Genomic DNA, 22164 nt, shown 5'->3' on the forward strand with positions numbered 1-22164 from the left:
CGTGGTGACCGAGGCCCGGCTGGAGGCGCACCTGCGGGAGCTGCTCCCGCAGGTGCTGGGCGCGCTCACCCGGCGTACCGGCGACTTCGACCGGTCCGAGGACGCGGTCAGCGAGGCGATGCTGGCGGCCGCGCAGCAATGGCGGGCCGAGGGCGTGCCGGCCGACCCCCGCGCCTGGCTGGTCACGATCGCGAGCCGCCGGCTCACCGACATGTGGCGCTCGGAGTCCGCGCGCCGCCGCCGCGAGCTCCGGACCGCCGAGGCGGAGGAACGGCTGACGGCGCCGGTGGAGTACGCCGCGGACGACACCGCCGACCTCCTCTTCCTGTGCTGTCATCCGGATCTGTCGCCGGCCTCCCAGGTGGCGCTGACCCTGAGGGCGGTGGGCGGGCTGACGACCGCCGAGATCGCGGCGGCGTTCCTGGTGCCGGCCGACACCATGACGCGGCGCATCTCCCGCGCCAAGCGGGCGGTCGCGGCAGCGGGTGGCGGGTTCGGGGTCCTCGACGCCGCGACCAGGGCCGCGCGGCTGCCGAGCGTGCTGCGGGTGCTCTACCTGATCTTCAACGAGGGCTACGCCCCCGCCACCGGGGCGGAACTCGCCAGGGTGGAGCTCTCCGCCGAGGCCATCCGGCTGACCCGCCAGCTCCGGGAGAGCCTGCCGGAGCAGTCCGAGCTGGCGGGGCTCCTCGCCCTGATGCTGCTCACCGACGCCCGCCGCCCGGCCCGGCTCGACGCGGACGGCAGGCTGGTGCCCCTGGAGGCGCAGGACCGGCGGCTGTGGCGGTACGAGCTCGTCGACGAAGGCGTCGCGATCCTCACCGACGTCCTGCCGCGCCCGCCGACCGGGCCGTACCAGCTCCAGGCGGCGATCGCCGCCGTCCACGACGAGGCGGAGGTCGCGCAGGACACCGACTGGCCGCAGATCCTCGGGCTCTACCACCTCCTGGAGCGGATGGACCCGAGCCCGATGGCGCAGCTCGGCCGCGTGGTCGCCCTCGCCATGGTCCAGGGCCCCCGGGCCGGCCTGGCCGCCTGCGAGGAGCTGGCCGGGGAGCTGGGCGATCACCATCGGTGGTTCGCCGTACGCGCTCACCTGCTGGAGGACGCCGGCGAGGCGAAGGCCGCCGTCCGCGCCTACCGCGAAGCGGCGCAGCGCACCGCGAGCCTGCCCGAGCGCGACTACCTGACCCGCCGCGCCGACCGGCTCGGCTCCGATCCGGACTGATGCGTCCCGCCGGCGGCAGGGCCGCGGGTACGGCTTAGGTCCGCGGGCCTCGGCCGGGCGCCGGCGGAGATCATCCGGTTGCCCGATGCCGTTCGGGCGGCGTCCGGGACACGATGCCGGAGGACCCGCCGGAAGGAGCGCACCCATGTCGTACCCCGAAGACCTCGTCTACCCCGAGCCCCGCTACCACGGTGAGAGGGGCGAGGTGAACGCGACGTTCCGCCCCGCGGGCGGCCCGCCGGACCTCACCTCGCCCGGCGGCTTCACCCGCTACCTCGCCACCGGGGAGTCGACCGGCGGCGAGTTCGGGCTGTACGACGTGCAGCTCGGCCCGCGCTCGCCCGGGGCGAAGACGCACTTCCACAAGGCGATGTCGGAGTCCTTCTACGTGGTCTCCGGCGAGCTGGAGCTGTACGACGGCGACGGGTGGGTGACGGGGCGCGGCGGGGACTTCCTGTACGTGCCCGTCGGCGGGCTGCACGCCTTCAGGAACGCCACCGACGACCCCGTCCGCGTGCTCATGCTCTTCTCCCCGGGAGCGCCGCGCGAGGAGTACTTCGAGCGGGTCGCGGAGATGTCGCGGCGCGGCGGTGAGGAGCTGAAGCAGTTCCGGATCCGGCACGACAGCTTCTTCGTGGAGGACTTCGAGGGCGAGGAGGAGTAAGCAGGCGGGGCGGCCCGGGGCGGCCTGTGGTGCGTACGCACCAGGAGGCCCCGCCGGCTGGTCCGGGCGCACCAGGCGAAGACGGCCACGGCAGACGATGCCCCGCCGGGCGCCGGACGGGAGTGTGGGAAAGGCGCGGGATCTCGCGTGTTTCCCCCTTCCTACGGGTGTCTGGAGTGATCGAGAAGTGGCCACTTTTCTTTACCGGATCGGGCGGTGGGCCTTCCGGCGGCGCCGGCTCGTCGGCGGCACGTGGCTGGTCGCCCTGGTGCTGGCCGGGGTCGCCGCCGCCGTCGCGCCGGCCGGGGAGGAAGAGGACCTCTCCATGCCCGGCACCGAGTCGCAGGAGGCGTTCGACCTGCTCGACGAGCGCTTCCCCGAGAACAACGCGCAAGGGGCCGAGGCCCGTCTGGTGTTCCAGGCCCCGGACGGGCAGCGGGTGACGGCGCAGGAGCACAAGGCGGCCGTCGCGGACGCGCTCGACTCGCTGGCCGGCGGTCAGGTCGCGTCGGCCACCGACCCGTACGAGGCCGGTGACGTCAGCGAGGACGGCACCGTCGCGTACTCCACCGTCACCTACACCGCCGACGCCGTGGACCTGACCGGGCCGACGAAGAGCGCCCTGGAGAACGCCGCGGACCAGGCCAGGGATGCCGGGCTGACCGTGGAGATCGGCGGTTCCGCCCTGGACGCCGAGGAGGAGCCGGGCGGGACGACGGAGATCATCGGCGTCGCGGTGGCCGCGGTGGTGCTGGTCCTCGCCCTCGGCTCGCTGGTCGCCGCCGGGCTGTCCCTGCTGACCGCCTTCGCGGGTGTCGCCATCGCCTTCGGGCTGGTCTCGGCGCTGGCCGTGCCGCTGGGCCTGACGTCCACCGTCGCCATCCTGGCGCTGATGCTGGGGCTGGCGGTCGGCATCGACTACGCGCTCTTCATCACCTCCCGGTTCCGCGACGAACTCGCCCGCGGCAGCGAGCCGGAGGAGGCCGCGGGCCGGGCGGTCGGCACGGCCGGGTCCGCCGTCGTCTTCGCCGGCGCGACCGTCTTCATCGCCCTGGTCGGGCTGGGCGTCGTCGGCATCCCCGAACTCACCAAGATGGGCATGGGCGGCGCGGGCGCCGTCGGCCTCGCCGTGCTCGTCGCGCTCACCCTGGTGCCCGCGATGCTCGGCTTCGCCGGCCGGCGGGTGCTGTCCCGGGCCGCCCGCAAGGCCGCCCGGCGGGCCGGCGGGCGTCCGCACGCGGTGCCCGCCACGGCCGGCCGGCCCGGTCTCGGCGTCCGCTGGGCGCGGTTCGTCCTGCGGCGGCCGGTGGCCGTGCTGCTGGTCGCGGGACTCGGCCTCGGCGCCGTGGCCGTACCGGCACTGGGCCTCGAACTCGGGCTGCCCGGGGACGAGTCCAAGTCGGTCGAGACCACCCAGCGGCGCGCCTACGACCTGCTGTCGGAGGGCTTCGGTCCCGGTTTCAACGGCCCGTTGACCGTGGTCGTCGACACGTCGAAGGCCGCGGACACCGAGGCCGCCACCGAGCGGGTCGCCGAGACCGTACGGGACCTGGACGGCGTCGCGTCGGTCGGCGACCCGGTGCTCGACGAGGCCGGGGAGACGGCCGTCTTCACCGCCGTCCCCGAGACCGCGCCGAACAGCGGCGAGACCAAGGACCTGGTGAACTCCATCCGGGACGAGGCCGCCGGTGTCGAGGCCGGCACGGGCGCGGATGTCCTGGTCACCGGCACCACCGCGATGAACATCGACATCTCGGCAGCCATGTCCGACGCCCTGCTGCCGTATCTGACCGTGGTCATCGGCCTGGCGGTGCTGCTGCTGACGGTGGTCTTCCGCTCGATCCTGGTCCCCCTCAAGGCCGCCCTCGGCTTCCTGCTGTCGGTCGGCGCCGCCTTCGGCGTCCTCGTCGCCGTCTTCCAGTGGGGCTGGGGGGCGGACCTGCTCGGCATCGAGCAGACCGGGCCCGTCATGTCGCTGATGCCGATCCTCATCATCGGGATCGTGTTCGGCCTCGCCATGGACTACGAGGTCTTCCTCCTCACCCGGATGCGGGAGACCTACGTCCACGGCGCGTCGCCCGACGAGGCGATCGTCCACGGGTTCCGGCACAGCGGACGGGTGGTGGCCGCCGCGGCGATCATCATGATCAGCGTGTTCGCCGGATTCGTCGGCATGAGCAGCCCGACCATCCAGACGATGGGCGTGGGCCTGGCCGCCGCCGTCGCCTTCGACGCCTTCGTGGTCCGGATGGCGATCGTGCCCGCGGTCCTGGCGCTGCTCGGCCACCGGGCCTGGTGGCTGCCTCGTATCCTGAACCGTGTGCTGCCGAACGTGGACATCGAGGGCGAGGCGCTGAGCAGGCGGGTTCCGCCCGCCGCGAGCGGGCCGGTGCCGCGGCTTCCCGCCGGCCGGTACTGACCGGCCATGACGAACCCGGGCGCCGGCGGCCGGCGAGCGCGCCGTCCGTGGTGGCGGGAGGCGGCGATCACGGCGACGGCGTTCACGCTCTGCCTGCTCGGCGGCGTGGTGCAGGTCGACGACACGCTGACCGCGCCGCCCGCTGCCGCCTACGTCGTCGCCGTGGCGTCCTGTGCCGTGCTGCCCGTACGGCACCGGGCGCCCCTGGCCGTCCTGGCGGCCACCACCGCGGCGGGGCTGCTGGTGCCGCCGCTGGGTCTGCTGCTGAGTCCGCCCATCATGGCCCCCGCCGTGATCGCCGCCTACGCCTACGCCCTCCACGCCCGTACCGAACGGCGCGCCGCGGTCGTGGTGTCGCTCGCCTCCGCGGCGCTGCTGCTCGCCGCCACCCCCTGGTTCGACGACCTGTCCTGGCAGGACGCGAGCCGGATGGGCTCGGTGGCGGCGTTCCCGATGGTGGCCGGTGTGCTCGGGTACTCGGCGCACAACCGGCGGGCCTATCTGGCGGCCGTGGAGGAGCGGGCCCGGCGGGCGGAGAAGAGCCGGGAGAGCGAGGCGCGCCGCCGGGTGGCCGAGGAACGGCTGCGGATCGCCCGCGAGTTGCACGATCTCGTGGCCCACCAGATCACCCTGGCCAACGCGCAGGCCACGGTCGCAGCCCACCTCTTCGACTCCCGCCCCGAGCAGACCCGCAAGAGCCTCACCGAACTCGTCAGGACCACCGCCGACGCGCTCGACGACCTGCGCGCCACGGTCGGGCTGCTGCGCCAGTCCGGGGACGCGGCCGAGCCCGCGGAACCGGCGCCGGGGCTTACCCGGCTGCCCACGCTCCTCGACTCCTTCGGCCGCGCCGGTCTGGAGGTGTCGCTGCACGAGGAGGGCACGGCCAGGCCGCTGCCGCCGGGGGTGGACCTCACCGCGTACCGCATCGTCCAGGAGGCCCTGACCAACGTGACCAAGCACGCCGGCACCGGCACGGCGCAGGTGCGCCTCGTCTGGAACCGCGACCGCGTGACCCTCACCGTCGCCGACGAGGGCCGCGGCGCCCGTACGGCGCCGGACGCCGCCGCGCCCGAGCGCACTCCCGGCTACGGTCTGATCGGGATGCGCGAACGCGCCACCGCGGTCGGCGGACGCCTCTCCGCGGGCAGCCGCCCCGGGGGCGGCTTCCTCGTCTCCACCGAACTGCCCCTCCCGGCGGCCAAGGACACGACGCGCGCAACGGGCGGCGAAGAGGCAAGAGAGACGGAAGAAGCGAAAGAAGTGGAAGAAAGGGGAGAGGCACAGTGACGCTACGGGTGCTGCTCGCCGACGACCAGGCGCTGCTGCGCGGTGCGTTCCGGATGCTCCTCGACACCGCCGACGACATCACCGTGGTCGGCGAGGCGGCCGACGGCAGGGAGGCGGTGGGCCTCACCCGCGAACTGCGCCCGGACGTGGTGGTGATGGACATCCGCATGCCCGACGTCGACGGCCTCACCGCCACGTCGGAGATCGCCGCGGACCCGGAACTGCGCGGCAGCCGCATCCTGATCCTCACCACGTACGAGACGGACGAGTACGTGGCGCAGGCGCTGCGCGCGGGGGCCGGCGGCTTCATCGGCAAGGGCATCGGGGCCGAGGAACTGGTGGACGCGGTCCGTACGATCGCGGCGGGCGACACCCTGCTGTCGCCCGCCGCGACCCGCTCCCTGGTCGCCCGCTTCCTCGCCACCCCGGACGACACGCCGCGGCACCATCCCGAACGGCTCGCCGTGCTCACCCCGCGCGAACGCGAGATGGTGGCCCTGGTCGCCACCGGCCTGTCCAACCAGGAGATCGCCGAGCGGATGTTCCTCAGCCCCTTCACCGTCCGGGCCCACGTGCAGCGCGCGATGACGAAGCTGGAGGCCCGCGACCGGGCCCAGCTCGTCGTCATCGCGTACCGCGCGGGCCTGGTCCATGCCGCCCCTGACGACGACGGCGACCGCGAGCGCCCGTTCTGACGTCACGGCAGCGCGGTGAACTCCGGCAGCGTCAGGGCCGAATGAGCCGGCCGCGGGGGTGCGGCGGGCAGGGTGTCGAGGCCGCGCAGCACGGTGTTGCGCTGCTCCAGGGCCCGGGCCGTGGCGGGGAAGAGCGTGGCGCCGCCGACGTCGACCAGCGCCTGGTTCGCGGCGACGAAGTCGCGCATGCCGCGCTCGTAGGCGGCGAACGCCGACACGTGATCGGGGTGAGCGGCCAGGGCGTGGGCGAGCACGTAGGCGCCGGCCAGCGCCAGGCTCGTGCCCTGGCCGGTCAGGAACGAGGGTGCGTACGCGGCGTCGCCGACGAGCGCGACCCGGCCGCGGGACCAGCGCCGCATGCGGATCTGCCCGGCGCTGTCGAAGAACGGGTCGTCCGCGGCGCGCAGCGCCGTGACGATCGCCGGAACCTCCCATCCCGCACCCGCGAAGGCGTCGGCGACCAGTTCCCGTTGGGCGTCAGGGTGCCGGAGGTCGTCGAGCGGCGGGTGCGGTCGGTGGAAGGTGAGGAAGGCGTGCAGGTCGTCTTGTGCGCCGACCGCGTAGAGGGCGGCGGCCTTCCCCGGGGCGTTCCACAGCACCACCTCGCGGGCGAGGCCGAAGGTGTTCGGCATGGTGAAGAGGGCGAACCGGTAGCCGAGGTAGCGGTGGAACCGTCTCTCCGGGCCGAACTGCGCCTCCCGGGTGCGCGAGTGCATTCCGTCCGCGCCGATCACCAGGTCGTACGTCCGCCGCAGCCCGCTGCGGAACGTCACGTCGGCTCCGCGCCCGGACTGGTCGAGGCGGTCGACGGAGTCGCCGAAGCAGAACTCCACGTCGTCCCGGACGAGCGCGTACAGGCGCGCGGTCAGATCGCCCCGACGCACCTCCAGGTCCCTGCCCTCCGCATCGCCGGTGACGGCCCGCGCGCCGGCCACGGCCACCTCTCGGCCGTCGGCGTCGAGGAAGGTGAAGCGGCGCGAGGCGATGTGGGCGTCCCGCAGGTGCGGCAGGAGGCCCATCCGCCGGACCACCTCGATCGCCGTACCGCGGATGTCGATCGGATAGCCGCCGTCCCGCAGCGCGGCGGCCTTCTCCACCACCGTGACGGCGTATCCGGCCCGGTGCAGCCAGTACGCCAGCGCGGGTCCTGACACACTCGCCCCGGAGATCAGCACCGTACGCTTCCCGGTCGTGCTCATACGCGGGCTCCCTTCTTCGTGATACGGACAGCGAGCAGCGACAGCGCCGCGACGAGCCCGGCGACGGCGAAGCCGGTGACGAACGCCGACTCGCCCGGCAGCCCCGCCGGGCCCGCCCCGGCGTCGAGGATCGCGCCGGCGATCTGGACGCCCAGCGCGACGCCGATGACGCGCGTCACCACGAGCAGGCCGGTGGCGATGCCGGTGTCGCGGGGGTCGACGGCCGCCGCGGTGTGGGCGACCAGCGCCGTGGTGCCGACGCCCGCGCCGAACGCGGTCAGCACCTTCGCCACGACGAGGTGCCACGCCGACGTGTGCAGCGCGGCAAGGGCGGTCATCGTCACCGCGGTGACGACGGCGCCCGCGAGGACCACGGCCCGCGGTCCGAACCGCCGCGCCGCGAGCCCGCCGACCGAATCGCTCACCGCACCGGCGACGGCCCCGGGCAGCAGGTACCAGCCGATGCCGGTGGTGTCGGCCCCGAAGCCGTACCCCTCGCCGGATATCGCGAACAACTGCGGCAGCAGGAAGACCACCATGCCGAGGCCGGTGGTGATGACGAACGTGAGCAGGCACGCCTGCCACATGACGGGCTTCGCCAGCATGCGCAGATCCACCATCGGCGAGACCGCGCGGCGCTCCACGGCGACCCACCCGGCGGCGAGGGCGATCACGAGCAGGGCGAGGGCGCCGATCGCGTACGGCGGCAGGCTGTGCCGCGTCACCGACACGAGCCCGGCCATGAACGCGAGCAGCGTGCCGCTCAGCAGCGCCACTCCGGGCCAGTCGATCCGCTCGTCCGAGGGGACCGGCGGATCGTGCGGCATCAGCCGGGCCACGGCGGGTGTCGTCACGATGACCGCCATCGTCGGCAGCAGGAACATCCACTGCCAGGACAGGGCGTCGGCGACCGGCCCGGCGAGCATCGTGCCCGCGACGCCGCCACCGGTGAAGAGCGCGATGACGAAGCCGACGGCAACCTGCGACGACGCCGCCGGGAGGTGTGTGCGTACGAGGATGAACGAAAGCGGCAGCGCGCCGACCATCACGCCCTGGAACACCTGGCCGAGCAGCAGCACCGGCAGGTTCGGCGCCAGACCGGCCAGCAGACCGCCGGCCGACACCAGCGCCATCAGCCCGAGCAGCACCCGCTTGCCGCCGTGGCGGTCGCCGAGCTTGCCCGCGACGGGGGTGACGACCGCGCCCGTGACGAGCAACGTGTTGGCGACCAGCGCCCCTTCCGAGGGGCTGACGCCCAACTCGCGTTGCAGCAGCGGGAGCGCGGGCTCCACCACCGACTGCAGGGTGCCGAGGGCGAGGGCGAGTAAGCCGAGGGCGCCGATCGGCAGCCACCCGATACGGGCAGGGGAAACCGCCACCTGTGGATCACTCCAGACACCGTGGGGAAGGGGAGGAGCGCGGTGTGCGCGCCCTTTCCACACTTCCTTCCGGCGTCTCGCGGGGCATCGTCCGGCGTCACCGGTTTCCCCTGGTGCCCCCGGACCAGCCCGTCACGGGCCCTGGTCTCCACGCACCACGGCGCGGTCGATCAGCCGGCGCCGAACGCGGCCTCGAACGCCGCCCGGTTGGCCGACGCCGGCTGCCGGTCCCAGACGGCGAACACCAGCCGCGGGAACCGCCCCGCGAAGCGCCCGCCGGGCTCCAGGTGCGTACGGAACGCCGCCGCCACCTGCGCCGGGTCGTTGCGGAAGACCCCGCAGCCCCACGCGCCCAGCACCAGCGCCGTCACCTCGGCGACCGCCGCCACCTCCAGCACCCGCTCCGCGCGCCCGGCCAGCGCGGCGGGGATCCGGTCGGTCTGCTCCGGGGTGCGCTGGGCGATGACGCCCGCGTTGGGGGCGGGGGAGGTGAGGAAGTCCACGGCGTACGGCTCGGCGAGGAGCGCGCCCGTGTCGTCGCGGAAGACCGGGACGGCGGGGGAGTGGATGACGCGGTGGGTGTAGAAGGGGCTGCGGTCGGCGCGGTGGGCTGCGTAGAACTCCGGGGCCCGCAGCAGCGCCGGGTAGAGCGCGGAGGCCCGGCACAGCTCCTCCTCCTGCGCGCGGGCGCCGTTGACGTAGCCGCCGCCGGGGTTGCGGGCGGAGGAGAAGTTGAGCACGCCGACGCGCTCGGCCCCGTCCGCGACCAGCCGCCGGGCGGCGGCGAGCGAGGTCTCGGCGGTCACCTCGGCGGGCGTGGCCCGCGGCCCGTCCGCGGGGGCGCTCCCGGCGCCCGCGACCGGCCCGGGACCGTACATCCGCGTGCCGTCCGCAGCGCCCGCGGCGGCCTCGCCGAGGGGCACCCACCGGCCCGCGGCCTCGTACCCGCCGTCGGCGAGTATCCGCTCGTTGTCGCGCGCCACCTCGCGCAGCCGCGCGCTCACCGGGCACCGCCCGGGCCGGTCCGTACCGTGCCGCAGGCCGCCGGGGCGGCGCGGTCCGCTGTCCTCGTCATGCCAGGACCGTACGCACCGGAGCCGGGCCGCGACCACCGGGTTTCCCGCGCGGCGGCCGGTGTCCTTCAGGCCGCGGACGGCGGGTTCTTCTTCGCGGCATCCTGCTCGGCCTTGACCTCCTGGGCGTAGCGGTCGACGTACTCCTGGTTCGACATGCTGAGGATCGCGTACATGATCTCGTCGGTGACGGCCCGCAGCACGGCCTTCTGGTCCTCCAGCCCCTCGTACCGGGAGAACTCCAGGGGCTCGCCGAAGCGGATGGTGACGCGGCCGATGCTGGGGATCTTCTGCCCGGGCGGCTGGACTTCGCGGGTGCCGAGCATCGCGCACGGGATGACCGGCACGCCCGCCCTCAGCGCCATGGCCGCGACCCCGACCCGGCCCTTGTACAGCCGGCCGTCATGCGAGCGTGTGCCCTCCGGGTAGATGCCCAGCAACTCGCCCTTGGCCAGCACGCCCAGGCCCTCCTCGATGGCGGCCTGCGCCGCCTTGCGGCCCCGGCGGTCGACCGGGATCTGGCCGATGCTGTGGAAGAACCCGGCGGTCAGCCGCCCCTTGAGGCCGGGGCCGTTGAAGTACTCGGCCTTGGCGAGGAACGTGATGCGCCGCTTCAGCATCACGGGCATGAGGAAGTGGTCGGCGAACGACAGGTGGTTGCCCGCGACGATCGCCGCCCCCTCCTGCGGTATGTGCTCCAGCCCCTCGATCCGCGGCCGGAACAGCGGCCGCAGCAGCGGCCCGAAGAACAGGTACTTCAGCAGGTGGTAGAACACCGCGGCCTCGCCTTTCCCCCCGGTCGGTCGTCATGCGCTCGCAGAGTAGCCGCGCGCCGCCCGCCGGGGGGAGAGGGCGGGCGAAGTCAGCGGATCGGGACGCCGGCCAGCGTCCGGGCGATCACCAGGCGCTGGATCTCGCTCGTGCCCTCGAAGATCGTGTAGATGGCGGCGTCGCGGTGCATCCGCTCCACCGGGTACTCGCGGGTGAAGCCGTTGCCGCCGAGGATCTGCATCGCCCGCGCGGTGACGTCCTTGGCCACCTCGCCCGCGTACAGCTTCGACATCGAGCCCTCCGCCGAGGTGAACCCCTTGCCCGCGCTGGCCATCCAGGAGGCGCGCCAGACCAGCAGCCGGGCGGCGTCGATCTGGGTGCGCATGTCGGCGAGCTGGAAGGCCACGCCCTGGTTGTCGATGATCGGACGGCCGAACTGGACCCGCGTCTTGGCGTACTCCAGCGCCGTCTCGTACGCCGCCCGCGCGATGCCCACCGCCTGCGCGCCCACCGCCGGGCGGGACGCCTCGAAGGTGGCCATCGCGGCGTTCTTGACCCGCGCGCCGCCGGACTGCGCCCGCTCGCGCGCCCGGGCCAGCCGCTCCTGGAGCTTGTCCCGGCCGCCGAGCAGGCACGAGCCCGGCACGCGCACGTCCTCCAGCACCACTTCGGCGGTGTGCGAGGCGCGGATGCCGTGCTTCTTGAACTTCTGGCCCTGCGACAGCCCCGGCGTGCCCGGCGGGACGATGAACGAGGCGTGCCCCTTGGTGCCCAGCTCCGGGTCGACGACGGCGACGACGACGTGCACGGCGGCGATGCCGCCGTTGGTCGCCCAGGTCTTGGTGCCGTTGAGCACCCACTCGTCCTTGGCCTCGTCGTAGACGGCGCGGGTGCGCATCGCGGAGACGTCGGAGCCCGCGTCCGGCTCCGAGGAGCAGAAGGCGGCCAGTTGGACGTTGTCGACGTCGCCGTACATCTGCGGGATCCAGGTGCCGATCTGCTCCTCGGTGCCGTTGGCCAGCACGCCGACGGCGGCGAGCCCCGTCCCGACGATCGACAGGGCGATGCCCGCGTCGCCCCAGAACAGCTCCTCCATGACCATCGGGATGCTCAGCCCGGTGGGGTCGAAGTACTGCTGGGCGTAGAAGTCCAGGGAGTACAGCCCGATCTTGGCCGCCTCCTGGATCACCGGCCAGGGGGTCTCCTCGCGCTCGTCCCACTCGGCCGCGGCGGGGCGGATGACGTCGGCGGCGAAGCCGTGCACCCACTCCTGGACGGACTTCTGGTCCTCGTTGAGCTCGAACGTGAACTCGGACATTGCGCCTCCGCAGCCCTCGCATTTCGTTACCGTCGGTAACCAAGTCTGTTACCCGCGAGTAGACGCTGTCAACTCCCGTACGCCCGCGGGGGCCCCGCGGGAGGGGTGCTAGGTTGCGCAGGCATTCGGGCATCGACCAGGCAGGGGAGCGGTCTCCATGGACAACCGGCGCGGCGAGAGGGAGCAGGCGACCGAGGACCGGCGCCGCGAACTGCTCGAAGCCGCGGACCGGGTGGTCCTGCGCGACGGACCGGGCGCCTCGATGAACGCGATCGCCGCCGAGGCAGGCATCACCAAGCCCATCCTCTACCGCCACTTCGGCGACAAGGGCGGCCTGTACCGCGCGCTCGCCGTACGCCACACCGACGCCCTCCTCGCCGCCCTGCGCGCCGCGCTCGACGCCCCCACCGGCCGGCGCGAGCGCGTCGAGGCCACCCTCGACACGTACCTCTCGGCCATCGAGGCGCGCCCGCAGGTCTACCGGTTCCTCATGCACCCCGCCGACGGCGGCGCCGCCGAGATCCCGGAGCCGACCGCGTCCCCCGAGGCCGGCGACCGCGGCTTCGAGGTCGGCCGCCACTCCGCGCCGCTGCTCCGCCGACTGGGCGAGGAACTGGCCCAGGTCATAGCCGACCGCATCGACTTCGGCCCCGGGGGCGCGGTGATCGCCCGCGCCTGGGGCCACGGCATCGTGGGCATGATGCACGCCGCGGGCGACTGGTGGCTGCACGAACGGCCCTGCACGCGCGCAGAATTGGTGCAGAGCCTCGCCGATCTGCTCTGGGGCCGACTCGCCGCCGCCGCGGACAAGGCCGGCGGACCCGGCCTCTAGGGCCGCTACGGGACCGGCCCCCGAGCGCCGCGACGTGCCGCGATTCGGGGCCGGGCGCGTATCTCGATAGGCTGGCCGCTACCGCGCCGCGCCGCAGGCCGGGCAGCGGACGAAGGACACCGGAGCACCGCGGCGTACCACGCACGGGCACGCGAGGAGGAGCTACGACGATGGCAGGCAACACGGAACCGCTGTCGCCACGGTCCAAGCTGGCCGTCACGGCGGGCAGGGCGGCAGCAGCGGTGTCCCGCGCCGCGGGCAAGGGCAGCGGCTCCGTGATCGGCGGCAAGGTCGCGCTCAGGCTGGACCCCGACCTCCTCGGCCGGCTCGCCGGCCACCTCGACGTCGTCCTCGTCTCCGCCACCAACGGCAAGACGACCACCACCCGGCTGATCGCCGAGGCCCTGCGCGCCTCCGGTCCCGTCGTCTCCAACGCGCTCGGCGCCAACATGCCCGCCGGCATCACCTCGGCCCTCGCCGGCGGCTCCGACGCCCGCTACGGCGTCATCGAGGTCGACGAGAAGTACCTCGCCGGCGTCGCCCGCGACGTCACCCCCAAGGCCATCGCGCTGCTCAACCTCTCCCGCGACCAGCTCGACCGCGCCGCCGAGACCCGCATGCTCGCCGAGCGCTGGCGCGAGGGCCTCGCGGGAAACAAGGCCCTCGTCGTCGCCAACGCCGACGACCCCCTCGTCGTCTGGGCCGCCTCCTCCAGTCCGAACGTCATCTGGGTCGCCGTCGGCCAGGAGTGGAAGGACGACGCCTGGTCCTGCCCCTCGTGCGGCGGCGTCCTGCAGCGCCCCGGCGAGGACTGGCTGTGCGCCGAGTGCGGCTTCCGCCGCCCCGTACCCAGTTGGGCGCTGTCCGGCGAGCACGTCCTCGACCCGCACGGCGCCGCCTGGCCGATCCGCCTGCAGCTCCCGGGCCGGGCCAACCGGGCCAACGCCACCACCTCCGCCGCGGTGGCCGCCGCCTTCGGCGTGCACCCGCAGACCGCGCTGGAGCGGATGTGGGAGGTCACGGCCGTCGCCGGGCGGTACGACACCGTGCAGTTCGGCGGCCGCGACCTGCGGCTGCTGCTGGCGAAGAACCCCGCGGGCTGGCTGGAGACGTTCTCCCTGATCGACCCCCCGCCCACCCCCGTGGTGCTCTCCGTCAACGCCCGCGGCGCGGACGGCACCGACACCTCCTGGCTGTGGGACGTCGACTACACCCGGCTGACCGGCCACCCGCTGTACGTCATCGGCGACCGCAAGCTCGACCTCGCCGTCCGGCTGGAGGTGGCGAACCAGAGCTTCCGCGTCTGCGAGCACGTCGACGAGGCCGTCGCCGCCGCGCCGCCCGGCCGGATCGAGGTCATCGCCAACTACACCGCGTTCCAGGACCTGCGCCGCCGCGTCGGCAACTGATCCGTACGAGACGTAAAGGACCGCCCGATGAACGACACCAGCCTGCGCCTCGTCTGGATCTACCCCGACCTGCTGTCCACCTACGGCGACCAGGGCAACGCCCTCGTCGTCGAGCGCCGCGCCCGGCAGCGGGGCTACGACGTCACGCGCGTCGACGTCCGCTCCGACCAGCCCGTGCCCGCCTCCGCCGACATCTACCTCATCGGCGGCGGCGAGGACCGCCCGCAGCGGCTCGCCGCCGAGCGGCTGCGCCGCGACGGCGGCCTCAACCGGGCCGCGGGCAACGGCGCGATCATCTTCTCCGTCTGCGCCGGCTACCAGATCCTCGGCCACGAGTTCATCAACGACCTCGACCGGCAGGAGCCGGGCCTCGGCCTGCTCGACGTCACCAGCGGCCGCGGCCAGGCCGGCCGCTGCGTCGGCGACGTGCTCGGCGACATCGACCCGCAGCTCGGCCTGCCCCAGCTCACCGGCTTCGAGAACCACCAGGGCGTCACCCACCTCGGCCCGACCGCCAAGCCGCTCGCCCGGGTCCGCTTCGGCCACGGCAACGGCACCGGCGACGGCACCGAGGGCGCGTGGAACGGCAACGTCTTCGGCACGTACATGCACGGCCCGGTGCTCGCCCGCAACCCGCAGATCGCCGACCTGCTGATCCGGCTGGCGCTGGAGTCCCAGGGCCTGCCGCCGGTCGACGACCGCTGGTACGAGGCCCTGCGCAACGAGCGCATCGCCGCCGCCAGCGCCTCCCGCTGACGCCGCCGGGTACCCCGTCCCCCGCCGGGGTACCCCCGCGAAGCGGCGGAACGGGCCGGGTCTAGCCTGAGTGAGGGCATCACCGGCACAAGGAGCAACACCGACATGGACCACGGCGGGCACGGCGGCCACCTGGACCTTCCGCCGTTCACCCTGGGGCGCGGGCTGGAGTGGACCGGGGAGCCGGTCTTCCTCATCGGCTCCCTCGTGGCCCTCGCCCTCTACGGGTACGGGGTCTTCCGGCTGCGCCACCGCGGGGACGACTGGCCGCTGGGGCGGACCGTCGCGTTCACCGTCGGCGTGCTGACCATCGTTCTGGTCATGTGCACGGGCCTGAACGACTACGGCATGGTCATGTTCAGCGTGCACATGGTGCAGCACATGGTGATCAGCATGCTCTCGCCGATCCTGCTGCTCCTCGGCGCCCCGGTGACGCTGCTGCTGCGCGCCCTGCCGACGGGCGGAGTGCGCTCCGCGGTGGTCTCGGTGCTGCACAGCCGCTATCTGATGGTGATCACGCACCCCGTGTTCACGATCCCGCTGTTCATCGCGAGCCTGTACGCGCTCTACTTCACCCCGCTCTTCGACACGCTCATGGGGAGCAAGGCCGGGCACGTCGGGATGATGATCCACTTCCTGGCCGTGGGCCTGGTCTTCTTCTGGCCGATCATGGGCGTCGACCCGGGCCCGAACCGGCCCACACACGTGATGCGGATGCTGACGCTCTTCGCCGGCATGCCGTTCCACGCCTTCTTCGGCATCGCGCTGATGATGGGCAGCGAGCCCATGGTGGACGTCTACAGCAACCCGCCCGCGTCCCTCGGCATCGACGCGCTGGACGACCAGCAGGCCGCCGGCGGCATCGCCTGGGCGTTCAGCGAGATCCCCTCGGTGCTCGTCCTCATCGCGCTGGTCTACCAGTGGTACAACTCCGAGCAGCGCCGGGCCAAGCGCAGCGACCGCACCGCGGACCGCGACGGAGACCAGGAGCTGGCCGCGTACAACGCCTATCTGGCCTCGCTCCAGGCTCGCGAACAGTAACCGCGCGGACACTCGCCGCCCTTTCGACTACCGCGCCGGGTCCCGGCGAGGGACCATGGGGGGAAGGTTGCGTGCGGTCGCGCGGGGACGGCCGTCGGCTGACGGCTGGTGGAGGCGGCATGGACAAGCCCGGTTCTGCGAAGGCCATGGTCGTGAGTACCGTGGCCGGTCTCGTGGTCATCACGGCGTACACGGTGTCGGTGGGCAGCAGCGGATGGCTCTGGTTCGGCTGGGTCATCCTGGGGCTGGCCGCGCTCGGTGTCGTGCTGACCGGCGGCTCCTGGAGATAGGCGGGTAGACCCGCGGCCCGCGTCAGCCGGTGAGCAGGGCGCCGCAGCGGGTGCAGCGGACCGGGGGTGCGGTGTCGGCCAGCCGCCCGCACTCCGGGCAGACGCGTTCCAGCCAGCACACCGACTCCCCGCCCTCGGGCCCGGTCGCGCCGGTGGCGGCGGGCTCGGCCGTCGTCGCGGGCTCCTTCTCGTCCTCGTCGGCCATCAGCGCCCCTCCGGTTCCGTACGGGATCACCTGCCCGATCACACCTGCAGCCATGCACACTCTTCCCGCCGGAAGCGGCCGGAATTCGAGGCCAGTTCGACGTCAATTCGTTACGGTACCGTAATCTGAGAACTTGTCTGCGACTGCATGCAACGACTCAGGTTGCCGAACCCCGCCGCGCGGCGGCGGGGTTCGGCTGTGGCCCGGTCCGCGGCTGCCGCGCAGAGCCCAGTGCGTCGGCGTGAGACAGGGGTGACGGATGGCGGCCGGCACAGCGACTCTGGAGCGACCCACTTCCCTGCCCGCCCCGGCCGACCGGCAGGCCGCGGCGAGACCGGTCGAGCGCCGAGCGGTGTGGTGGGCGGCCTGCCTGATCTGCGGCGGGCTCACGGGGCTGCTCCTCGCGGTCGTCGGCACGCTGCGCGGTGCGCGGCCGTCGCGGCGCCGGGTGCTGATCGTCGTGTGGGGCACGGTGGTGCAGGCGGTGCTCGCGTGCGCCTTCGCCGTCCTCGGGCCGCTCGCCCAGATGCGGCCGTGCTCGGCGGCCGGGGAGGGCGGCGGGGCCTGGCAGACGGCCCGTACGGTCCTCAACGCCCCCGTCTCCGGCGCCGCGTTGCTGTACGCGGCGGGAGAGGGCGGCGAGATGTACCACTGCGCGGCGAACGGCACGACCGCGGTCGTCCTCGACGACGGGTTCGCGCGTGCCGGCACGATGTACGGGACCGTCTTCCTCACCGACCAGCGGGCCGAGACGCAGTCGCCGCGGATGCGGAAGCTGTCGGAGCACGAGGCGCGCCACTCCGACCAGTGGGCTCTGGGGTCGCTGCTCGCGGGGCCGGCCGCGTTTCCCGCGCTGTACGCGGCGGACGAGGCGTTCTTCCCCGGTGCGTACAACCACTTCGAACAGGCGGCGGGCCTGGAGGACGGGGGCTACGACCCGCCGCCGGACAGCCCGCCGGCCGCGGGGCGGCTGGCGGTTCTGTCGGTCGGCGTGCTCGTCGGCTACACACTGGCGGTGAGCCCCGGCCGCCGCCGGCCGGGGCCCGTCGGGCGGCCCGGTCCGGTGCCGACCGCCCTGCACGATCCCGGCGCCGCCCGCGCGCCGGAGCCGGCCAAGGCTGCCCGGCGACGGTGAGGGACGGCGCCGTCCGCTCGAAAGTTTCGGTTCCGCCCGGGTCGCCGTCAGCGCTCCGGCGGCGGGGCCGTGCTGTTGCGGATGACCAGGCTCGTCGCCAGCTCCACGCGGCGCGTCACCGGCTCGTGGCCGCGGCCGAGGTCGAGCACCAGGCGGGCCGCCGCCTCGGCCATCTCCGTCAGCGGCTGCCGCACGGTCGTCAGCGGCGGGCCGATCCAGCGGGCCACCGGCAGGTCGTCGAAGCCGACGACGCTCAGGTCGTCGGGGATGCGCAGGCCCAGCTCGCGGGCGGCCTCGTACAGGCCGAGGGCCTGGAGGTCGTTGCCGGTGAAGACGGCGGTGGGGCGGTCGGGCAGGGCGAGCAGCTCGCGCCCGGCGACGTAGCCCGCCTCGTGGTGGAAGTCGCCCTCCCGGATCAGCTCGGGGTCCACCGGCAGCCCGGCGACGCCCAGCGCCGCGCGGTAGCCGTCGATACGGGCCCGGCTGCACATCATCGTCGGCGGCCCGCCGACGACGCCGATCCGGCGGTGGCCCAGGCCCACCAGGTGGCGCGTGGCGGCCAGCCCGCCCTGCCAGTTGGTGGCCCCGATGGACGGCACGTCCTCGGCCAGGTCGCCGGCCGGGTCCAGGACCGCGAACGGGATGCCGCGGCCGGTGAACTGTGCGCGCTGATCGGCGGAGAGGTCCGACAGCACCAGGATGACGCCGGCGGGCCGGCGCGCGAGCACGTCCTCCACCCACGTCTGCCCCGGCGTCAGCCGCCCGGCGCTCTCCGAGAGCACCACGCCCAGCCGCTCCGCCCTGGCCACGTTCTCCACGCCCCGGATGACCTCCATCGCCCACGCGCTCTCCAGCTCGTGGAAGACCAGGTCGAGCAGCGGGGCCTGGCGGGCGCCGCCGCCGCGGCGCCGGTAGCCGTGCTCGCGCAGCAGGTCCTGGACCCGGGCGCGGGTGCCGGGGGAGACGTCGGAGCGGCCGTTGAGGACCTTCGAAACTGTCGACGCCGACACGCCGGCGGCCTCCGCGATCGCCGCCAGCGTGGCGGTCGCCTGCGGCTCCTCGCCGGCTGCGGGGGCCTCTCCGTCGAACTGCACTCCAGCACCACTCATGCCGGGATGGTAGCCCCGCCGCCCGCCGCTGCGCGATGTCTTGACCTTCCCGGGGCCTCACCCTAGGTTGCGCAGAAATATTCGCGATGCTTTACGAAACATTGCCGCCGCTCCTGAAGGATCGGCGAAGGAAGGCCCGGCATGGACAGCAGCGACCCCCGGCACGACCCGTCTCCCGCGTCCGACTCCCCGCACGGGGACGGAGTCAGCAGGCGCCGCGTCCTCGGCGCCGGCCTCGGCCTCGGCGCGCTCTCCGCGACCGCCGGCGGGGTTCTCGCGCTGCCCGGTCCGGCCGCCGCCGCGCCGCCGGACCCGCCGCGGCCGACCGACCCGGGCGCGTACCTCGCCCACGGCCCTGGCACCGGCCGGTTCCCGCTCGTCGCCGGTGGCCGGGCCGCACCGCTGGTGGCCGACGGCGGCGACTTCCCCGGAGTGCTGCGCGCGCTGGGCGACCTGCGCACGGACCTGGAGCGGGTCACGGGCGTTCGCCCCGCGCTCACCCGCGGCCGCGCGCCGTCCGGGCGTACCGCGGTGCTCGTCGGCACCATCGGCCGCAGCCCGCTGATCGACGGGCTGATCGCCGCGGGCAAGCTCGACGTGACCGGCGTCGCGGGCCGGTGGGAGACCTCGCTGCACCAGGTCGTGGCCGATCCGCTGCCCGGCCTGGACAGCGCCTTCGTCATCGCCGGCAGCGACCAGCGCGGCACCATCTTCGGTATCTACGACGTCTCCCGCGGCATCGGCGTCTCCCCCTGGCACTTCTGGGCCGACGTCCCGCCTCGCCGTCACGACGCGCTCTACGTACTCCCCGGCCGGTTCTCCCAGGGCACCCCCGCGGTCAAGTACCGCGGCATCTTCATCAACGACGAGAACCCCGCACTCGGCCGCTGGGCCCCCGGCTTCTTCGGCCCCGGTCACGCCGAGGGCCACCCCGGCGGCTTCAACAGCGCCTTCTTCGCCAAGGTCTTCGAGGCCATGCTGCGGCTCAAGGCCAACTACCTGTGGCCGGCCGTCTGGGGCCGCGCCTTCGCCGAGGACGACCCCGCCAACCACGCCACCGCCACCGAGTACGGCATCGTCATGGGCACCTCGCACGAGGCGCCCATGATGCGCGGCATCGAGGAGTGGAACCGGCACGCCGTCCCCGCCGTGCGCGACGCGGAGGGGAACATCGTCACCGAGGGCCACGACCCGTACGGCGGCACGGGGGAGTGGAGCTTCGTCCGCAACGAGGCCGCCGTCCGGGCGTACTGGCGCGACGGCATCCGCCGGATGGCCGCCGAGGACTTCGAGGGCGTGGTGACCCTCGGCATGCGCGGCAACGGCGACACCTCGCTGCCCGACGGCGACGGCATCGAGCTGATGGAACGCATCATCGCCACCGAGCGCGGCATCCTCGCCGAGGAACTGGGCGACGCGGCCGCGGTGCCGCAGGTGTGGACCATGTACAAGGAGGTCCAGCACTACTGGGACAGCGGCATGCAGGCGCCCGACGACGTGACCGTCGTCTTCACCGACGACAACTGGGGCAACCTGCGGCGCGTACCGGACGCCTCGCTGCCGCCGCGCTCCGGCGGCTACGGGCTGTACTACCACTTCGACTACGTCGGCGGCGGCCGCAACTACAAGTGGGTCGACACCGCCAACCTCGCCAGCACCTGGGAGCAGTTGCACCAGACGTACGCGTACGGCATCCGGAATCTGTGGGTCGCCAACGTCGGCGACCTGAAGTCCAACGAGCTGCCCACCCAGTTCTTCCTGGACTACGCCTGGAATCCCGACCGCTGGCCGGCCGACGGCCTGCCCGAGTGGGAACGCCGCTACGCCGCCGCGAACTTCGGCCGCCGGCACGCCGTCGAGATCGCCGAGATCCTGCACCGGTACGGCCGCCTCCAGGCCCGGCGCAAGCCCGAGCTGCTCAACCGCCGCATCACCCTCGACCCGGCCGGGGACCCGGCCACCGATGCCGCCGCCGTCGTCTACGACGACCGGGCCACCCCGTTCAGCCTCGTCAACTACGGCGAGCTGGACGCGGTCACCGACGAGTGGCAGGAACTGGCCCGCAGGGCGGACCGCGCCGAGGCGCGCCTCGACCCCGCCGACCGGGCGGCCTACTTCCAGCTCGTCCGCTACGCCGTACGCGGCACGGCCGTCGTCTACGCCCTGCGCCGCGCCGAGTTCACCAACCTCCTCTACGCCGCGCAGGGCCGCGCCGCCGCCAACCAGCTCGCCGCCGAGACCGACGCCCTGTTCGCCGAGGACCAGGCGCTCGCCGACTACTACAACCACACCCTCTCCGGCGGGAAGTGGCAGGGCTTCCAGACCCAGCCGAAGATCGGCTACGGCGACGTCGAGCGCTACGGCCCCAACGCCCCCTGGCAGCAGCCCGAGAAGGACAACGAAGCCCTGCCCGACGAGGTCTTCCCCGCGGTCAGGCGCATCGACCCCGCGCCCGGCGCGGTGCTCGGCGTGGCGGTGGAGGGCTCCGAGCAGTGGTGGCCGGAGGCCGCCGGGCCCGCGGTGCTGCCGGAGGTCAGCCCGTACGACAGCGGCCCCGCCCCGTACATCGAGGTCTTCAACCGGGGCCGCAGCCCCTTCTCCTACGCGATCGAGCCCGCGGTGCCCTGGCTGCGCGTCGACCGCCCGCGCGGGCGCCTCACCACCCAGATCCGCGCCCGGCTGCGTGTCGACTTCGCCCGCGCCCCCCGGGGCGCCACCATCGTGCCCCTCCTCGTCAGCGGCGCCGGCCGCACCGTGGAGGTGCACGCCCGGGTGCACCGCCCGTCCGTGCGCCACTCCGCGCTCGCCGGCTCCGTCGAGGCGGGCGGCTGCGTCTCGGTGGAGGCCGACCACCACACCCGCGCCGTCCCGGCCGCCGGCGTCGCCTGGCGCCGCATCCCCGACATCGGGCGCACCGGCAGCGGCATGGCGCCGTTCCCCGTCACGGCCGCGCCGCGGCCGGCCGGCGAGGGGCCGCGGCTGGAGTACACGATGACACTGTTCACCACCGGCACCCTGCGCGTGGCCGCGTACCTGTCGCCGCGCAACAGCGTCCTCACCCCGGACGGGCTGCGCTACGCCGTCGCCTTCGACGACGACGCCCCGCAGACGGTGAACGTCACCCGGGTCACGGGCGCCGACGACGGCCGGATGAACCGTCAGTGGGAGCGCAACACCTCGGACAACGCCGCCGTCACGGTGACCGGGCACCGGGTGAGCCGACCGGGCGTACACGTGCTGAAACTGTGGATGGTGGACCCGACGGTGGTGGTGCAGAAGCTGGTGGTCGACACCGGCGGCGTACGCCACAGCTACCTCGGGCCGCCGCCCAGCCGGTTCGTGCAGCGGTGA

The 22164-nt window shown here is 73.8% G+C and carries 19 protein-coding genes; 12 read left to right on the forward strand and 7 right to left on the reverse strand.

The window, feature by feature from the left end; genetic code table 11:
- Position 1 precedes the first annotated feature (1 nt).
- The 5 genes from ABGA99_RS04895 (at position 2) to ABGA99_RS04915 (ending at position 6296) form a co-directional block, all read left to right on the forward strand.
- The gene (locus tag ABGA99_RS04895; RefSeq protein WP_347582197.1) at positions 2 to 1228 is read left to right on the forward strand and encodes a sigma-70 family RNA polymerase sigma factor; all 1227 of its coding nucleotides are present in this window, start codon (positions 2 to 4) and stop codon (positions 1226 to 1228) included.
- A gap of 145 nt (positions 1229 to 1373) precedes the next feature.
- Positions 1374 to 1892, forward strand: coding sequence for a cupin domain-containing protein (locus ABGA99_RS04900; RefSeq protein ID WP_347579266.1), 519 nt, complete (start codon positions 1374 to 1376; stop codon positions 1890 to 1892).
- Positions 1893 to 2079: 187 nt separating this feature from the next.
- Positions 2080 to 4311: an MMPL family transporter gene (locus tag ABGA99_RS04905; protein WP_347579267.1), complete on the forward strand. Its 2232-nt coding sequence runs from the start codon at positions 2080 to 2082 to the stop codon at positions 4309 to 4311.
- 6 nt (positions 4312 to 4317) lie between these two features.
- A complete protein-coding gene (locus tag ABGA99_RS04910) occupies positions 4318 to 5601 on the forward strand; it encodes a sensor histidine kinase (protein WP_347582198.1) in 1284 nt (427 codons plus the stop codon).
- Positions 5598 to 6296, forward strand: a complete 699-nt coding sequence (locus tag ABGA99_RS04915; RefSeq protein ID WP_347582199.1) for a response regulator transcription factor — start codon at positions 5598 to 5600, stop codon at positions 6294 to 6296. The genes ABGA99_RS04910 and ABGA99_RS04915 overlap by 4 nt, the downstream gene beginning before the upstream one ends.
- A gap of 2 nt (positions 6297 to 6298) precedes the next feature.
- Here ABGA99_RS04915 and ABGA99_RS04920 read toward each other — a convergent pair whose 3' ends face one another.
- The 5 genes from ABGA99_RS04920 to ABGA99_RS04940 all read right to left on the reverse strand — a co-directional run bounded on the left by ABGA99_RS04920 (position 6299) and on the right by ABGA99_RS04940 (position 12036).
- A complete protein-coding gene (locus ABGA99_RS04920; protein ID WP_347582200.1) occupies positions 6299 to 7495 on the reverse strand; it encodes an FAD-dependent monooxygenase in 1197 nt (398 codons plus the stop codon).
- Positions 7492 to 8874, reverse strand: a complete 1383-nt coding sequence (locus ABGA99_RS04925; protein WP_347579271.1) for an MFS transporter — start codon at positions 8872 to 8874, stop codon at positions 7492 to 7494. The genes ABGA99_RS04920 and ABGA99_RS04925 overlap by 4 nt, the downstream gene beginning before the upstream one ends.
- A 170-nt stretch (positions 8875 to 9044) precedes the next feature.
- Positions 9045 to 9986, reverse strand: a complete 942-nt coding sequence (locus ABGA99_RS04930) for a TIGR02452 family protein (protein ID WP_347582201.1) — start codon at positions 9984 to 9986, stop codon at positions 9045 to 9047.
- A 29-nt stretch (positions 9987 to 10015) separates the two neighbouring features.
- Positions 10016 to 10723, reverse strand: a complete 708-nt coding sequence (locus ABGA99_RS04935) for a lysophospholipid acyltransferase family protein (RefSeq protein WP_347579273.1) — start codon at positions 10721 to 10723, stop codon at positions 10016 to 10018.
- Positions 10724 to 10809: 86 nt separating this feature from the next.
- Positions 10810 to 12036 carry an acyl-CoA dehydrogenase family protein gene (locus tag ABGA99_RS04940; RefSeq protein WP_347579274.1) on the reverse strand — a complete coding sequence of 409 codons (1227 nt, stop codon included), beginning with the start codon at positions 12034 to 12036 and terminating at the stop codon, positions 10810 to 10812.
- Between the two features lie 157 nt (positions 12037 to 12193).
- Here ABGA99_RS04940 and ABGA99_RS04945 point away from each other — a divergent pair, with 157 nt between their 5' ends.
- The 5 genes from ABGA99_RS04945 to ABGA99_RS04965 all read left to right on the forward strand — a co-directional run bounded on the left by ABGA99_RS04945 (position 12194) and on the right by ABGA99_RS04965 (position 16364).
- The gene (locus tag ABGA99_RS04945) at positions 12194 to 12868 is read left to right on the forward strand and encodes a TetR family transcriptional regulator (RefSeq protein WP_347579275.1); all 675 of its coding nucleotides are present in this window, start codon (positions 12194 to 12196) and stop codon (positions 12866 to 12868) included.
- Between the two features lie 170 nt (positions 12869 to 13038).
- Positions 13039 to 14277, forward strand: a complete 1239-nt coding sequence (locus tag ABGA99_RS04950; RefSeq protein ID WP_347579276.1) for a MurT ligase domain-containing protein — start codon at positions 13039 to 13041, stop codon at positions 14275 to 14277.
- A gap of 27 nt (positions 14278 to 14304) precedes the next feature.
- Positions 14305 to 15033 (forward strand): glutamine amidotransferase, encoded by a 729-nt coding sequence (locus ABGA99_RS04955; RefSeq protein ID WP_347579277.1) that lies wholly within the window; start codon positions 14305 to 14307, stop codon positions 15031 to 15033.
- Positions 15034 to 15138: 105 nt separating this feature from the next.
- Positions 15139 to 16074, forward strand: coding sequence for a cytochrome c oxidase assembly protein (locus ABGA99_RS04960; RefSeq protein WP_347579278.1), 936 nt, complete (start codon positions 15139 to 15141; stop codon positions 16072 to 16074).
- Between the two features lie 119 nt (positions 16075 to 16193).
- Complete coding sequence (locus tag ABGA99_RS04965) at positions 16194 to 16364, forward strand: hypothetical protein (RefSeq protein WP_164715901.1); 171 nt, start codon at positions 16194 to 16196, stop codon at positions 16362 to 16364.
- Between the two features lie 22 nt (positions 16365 to 16386).
- On the opposite strand, the gene ABGA99_RS04970 is transcribed toward ABGA99_RS04965, so the two are convergent.
- The gene (locus ABGA99_RS04970) at positions 16387 to 16623 is read right to left on the reverse strand and encodes a hypothetical protein (protein WP_347579279.1); all 237 of its coding nucleotides are present in this window, start codon (positions 16621 to 16623) and stop codon (positions 16387 to 16389) included.
- A 205-nt stretch (positions 16624 to 16828) separates the two neighbouring features.
- Here ABGA99_RS04970 and ABGA99_RS04975 point away from each other — a divergent pair, with 205 nt between their 5' ends.
- Complete coding sequence (locus ABGA99_RS04975) at positions 16829 to 17704, forward strand: hypothetical protein (RefSeq protein WP_347579280.1); 876 nt, start codon at positions 16829 to 16831, stop codon at positions 17702 to 17704.
- A gap of 47 nt (positions 17705 to 17751) precedes the next feature.
- On the opposite strand, the gene ABGA99_RS04980 is transcribed toward ABGA99_RS04975, so the two are convergent.
- Positions 17752 to 18813: a LacI family DNA-binding transcriptional regulator gene (locus tag ABGA99_RS04980; RefSeq protein ID WP_347582202.1), complete on the reverse strand. Its 1062-nt coding sequence runs from the start codon at positions 18811 to 18813 to the stop codon at positions 17752 to 17754.
- A gap of 141 nt (positions 18814 to 18954) precedes the next feature.
- Between ABGA99_RS04980 and ABGA99_RS04985 the strand changes: the two genes are divergently transcribed.
- Complete coding sequence (locus ABGA99_RS04985) at positions 18955 to 22164, forward strand: glycosyl hydrolase 115 family protein (RefSeq protein WP_347579282.1); 3210 nt, start codon at positions 18955 to 18957, stop codon at positions 22162 to 22164.

The sequence above is a fragment of the Streptomyces sp. B5E4 genome, assembly GCF_039871555.1.
Lineage (GTDB): Bacteria > Actinomycetota > Actinomycetes > Streptomycetales > Streptomycetaceae > Streptomyces.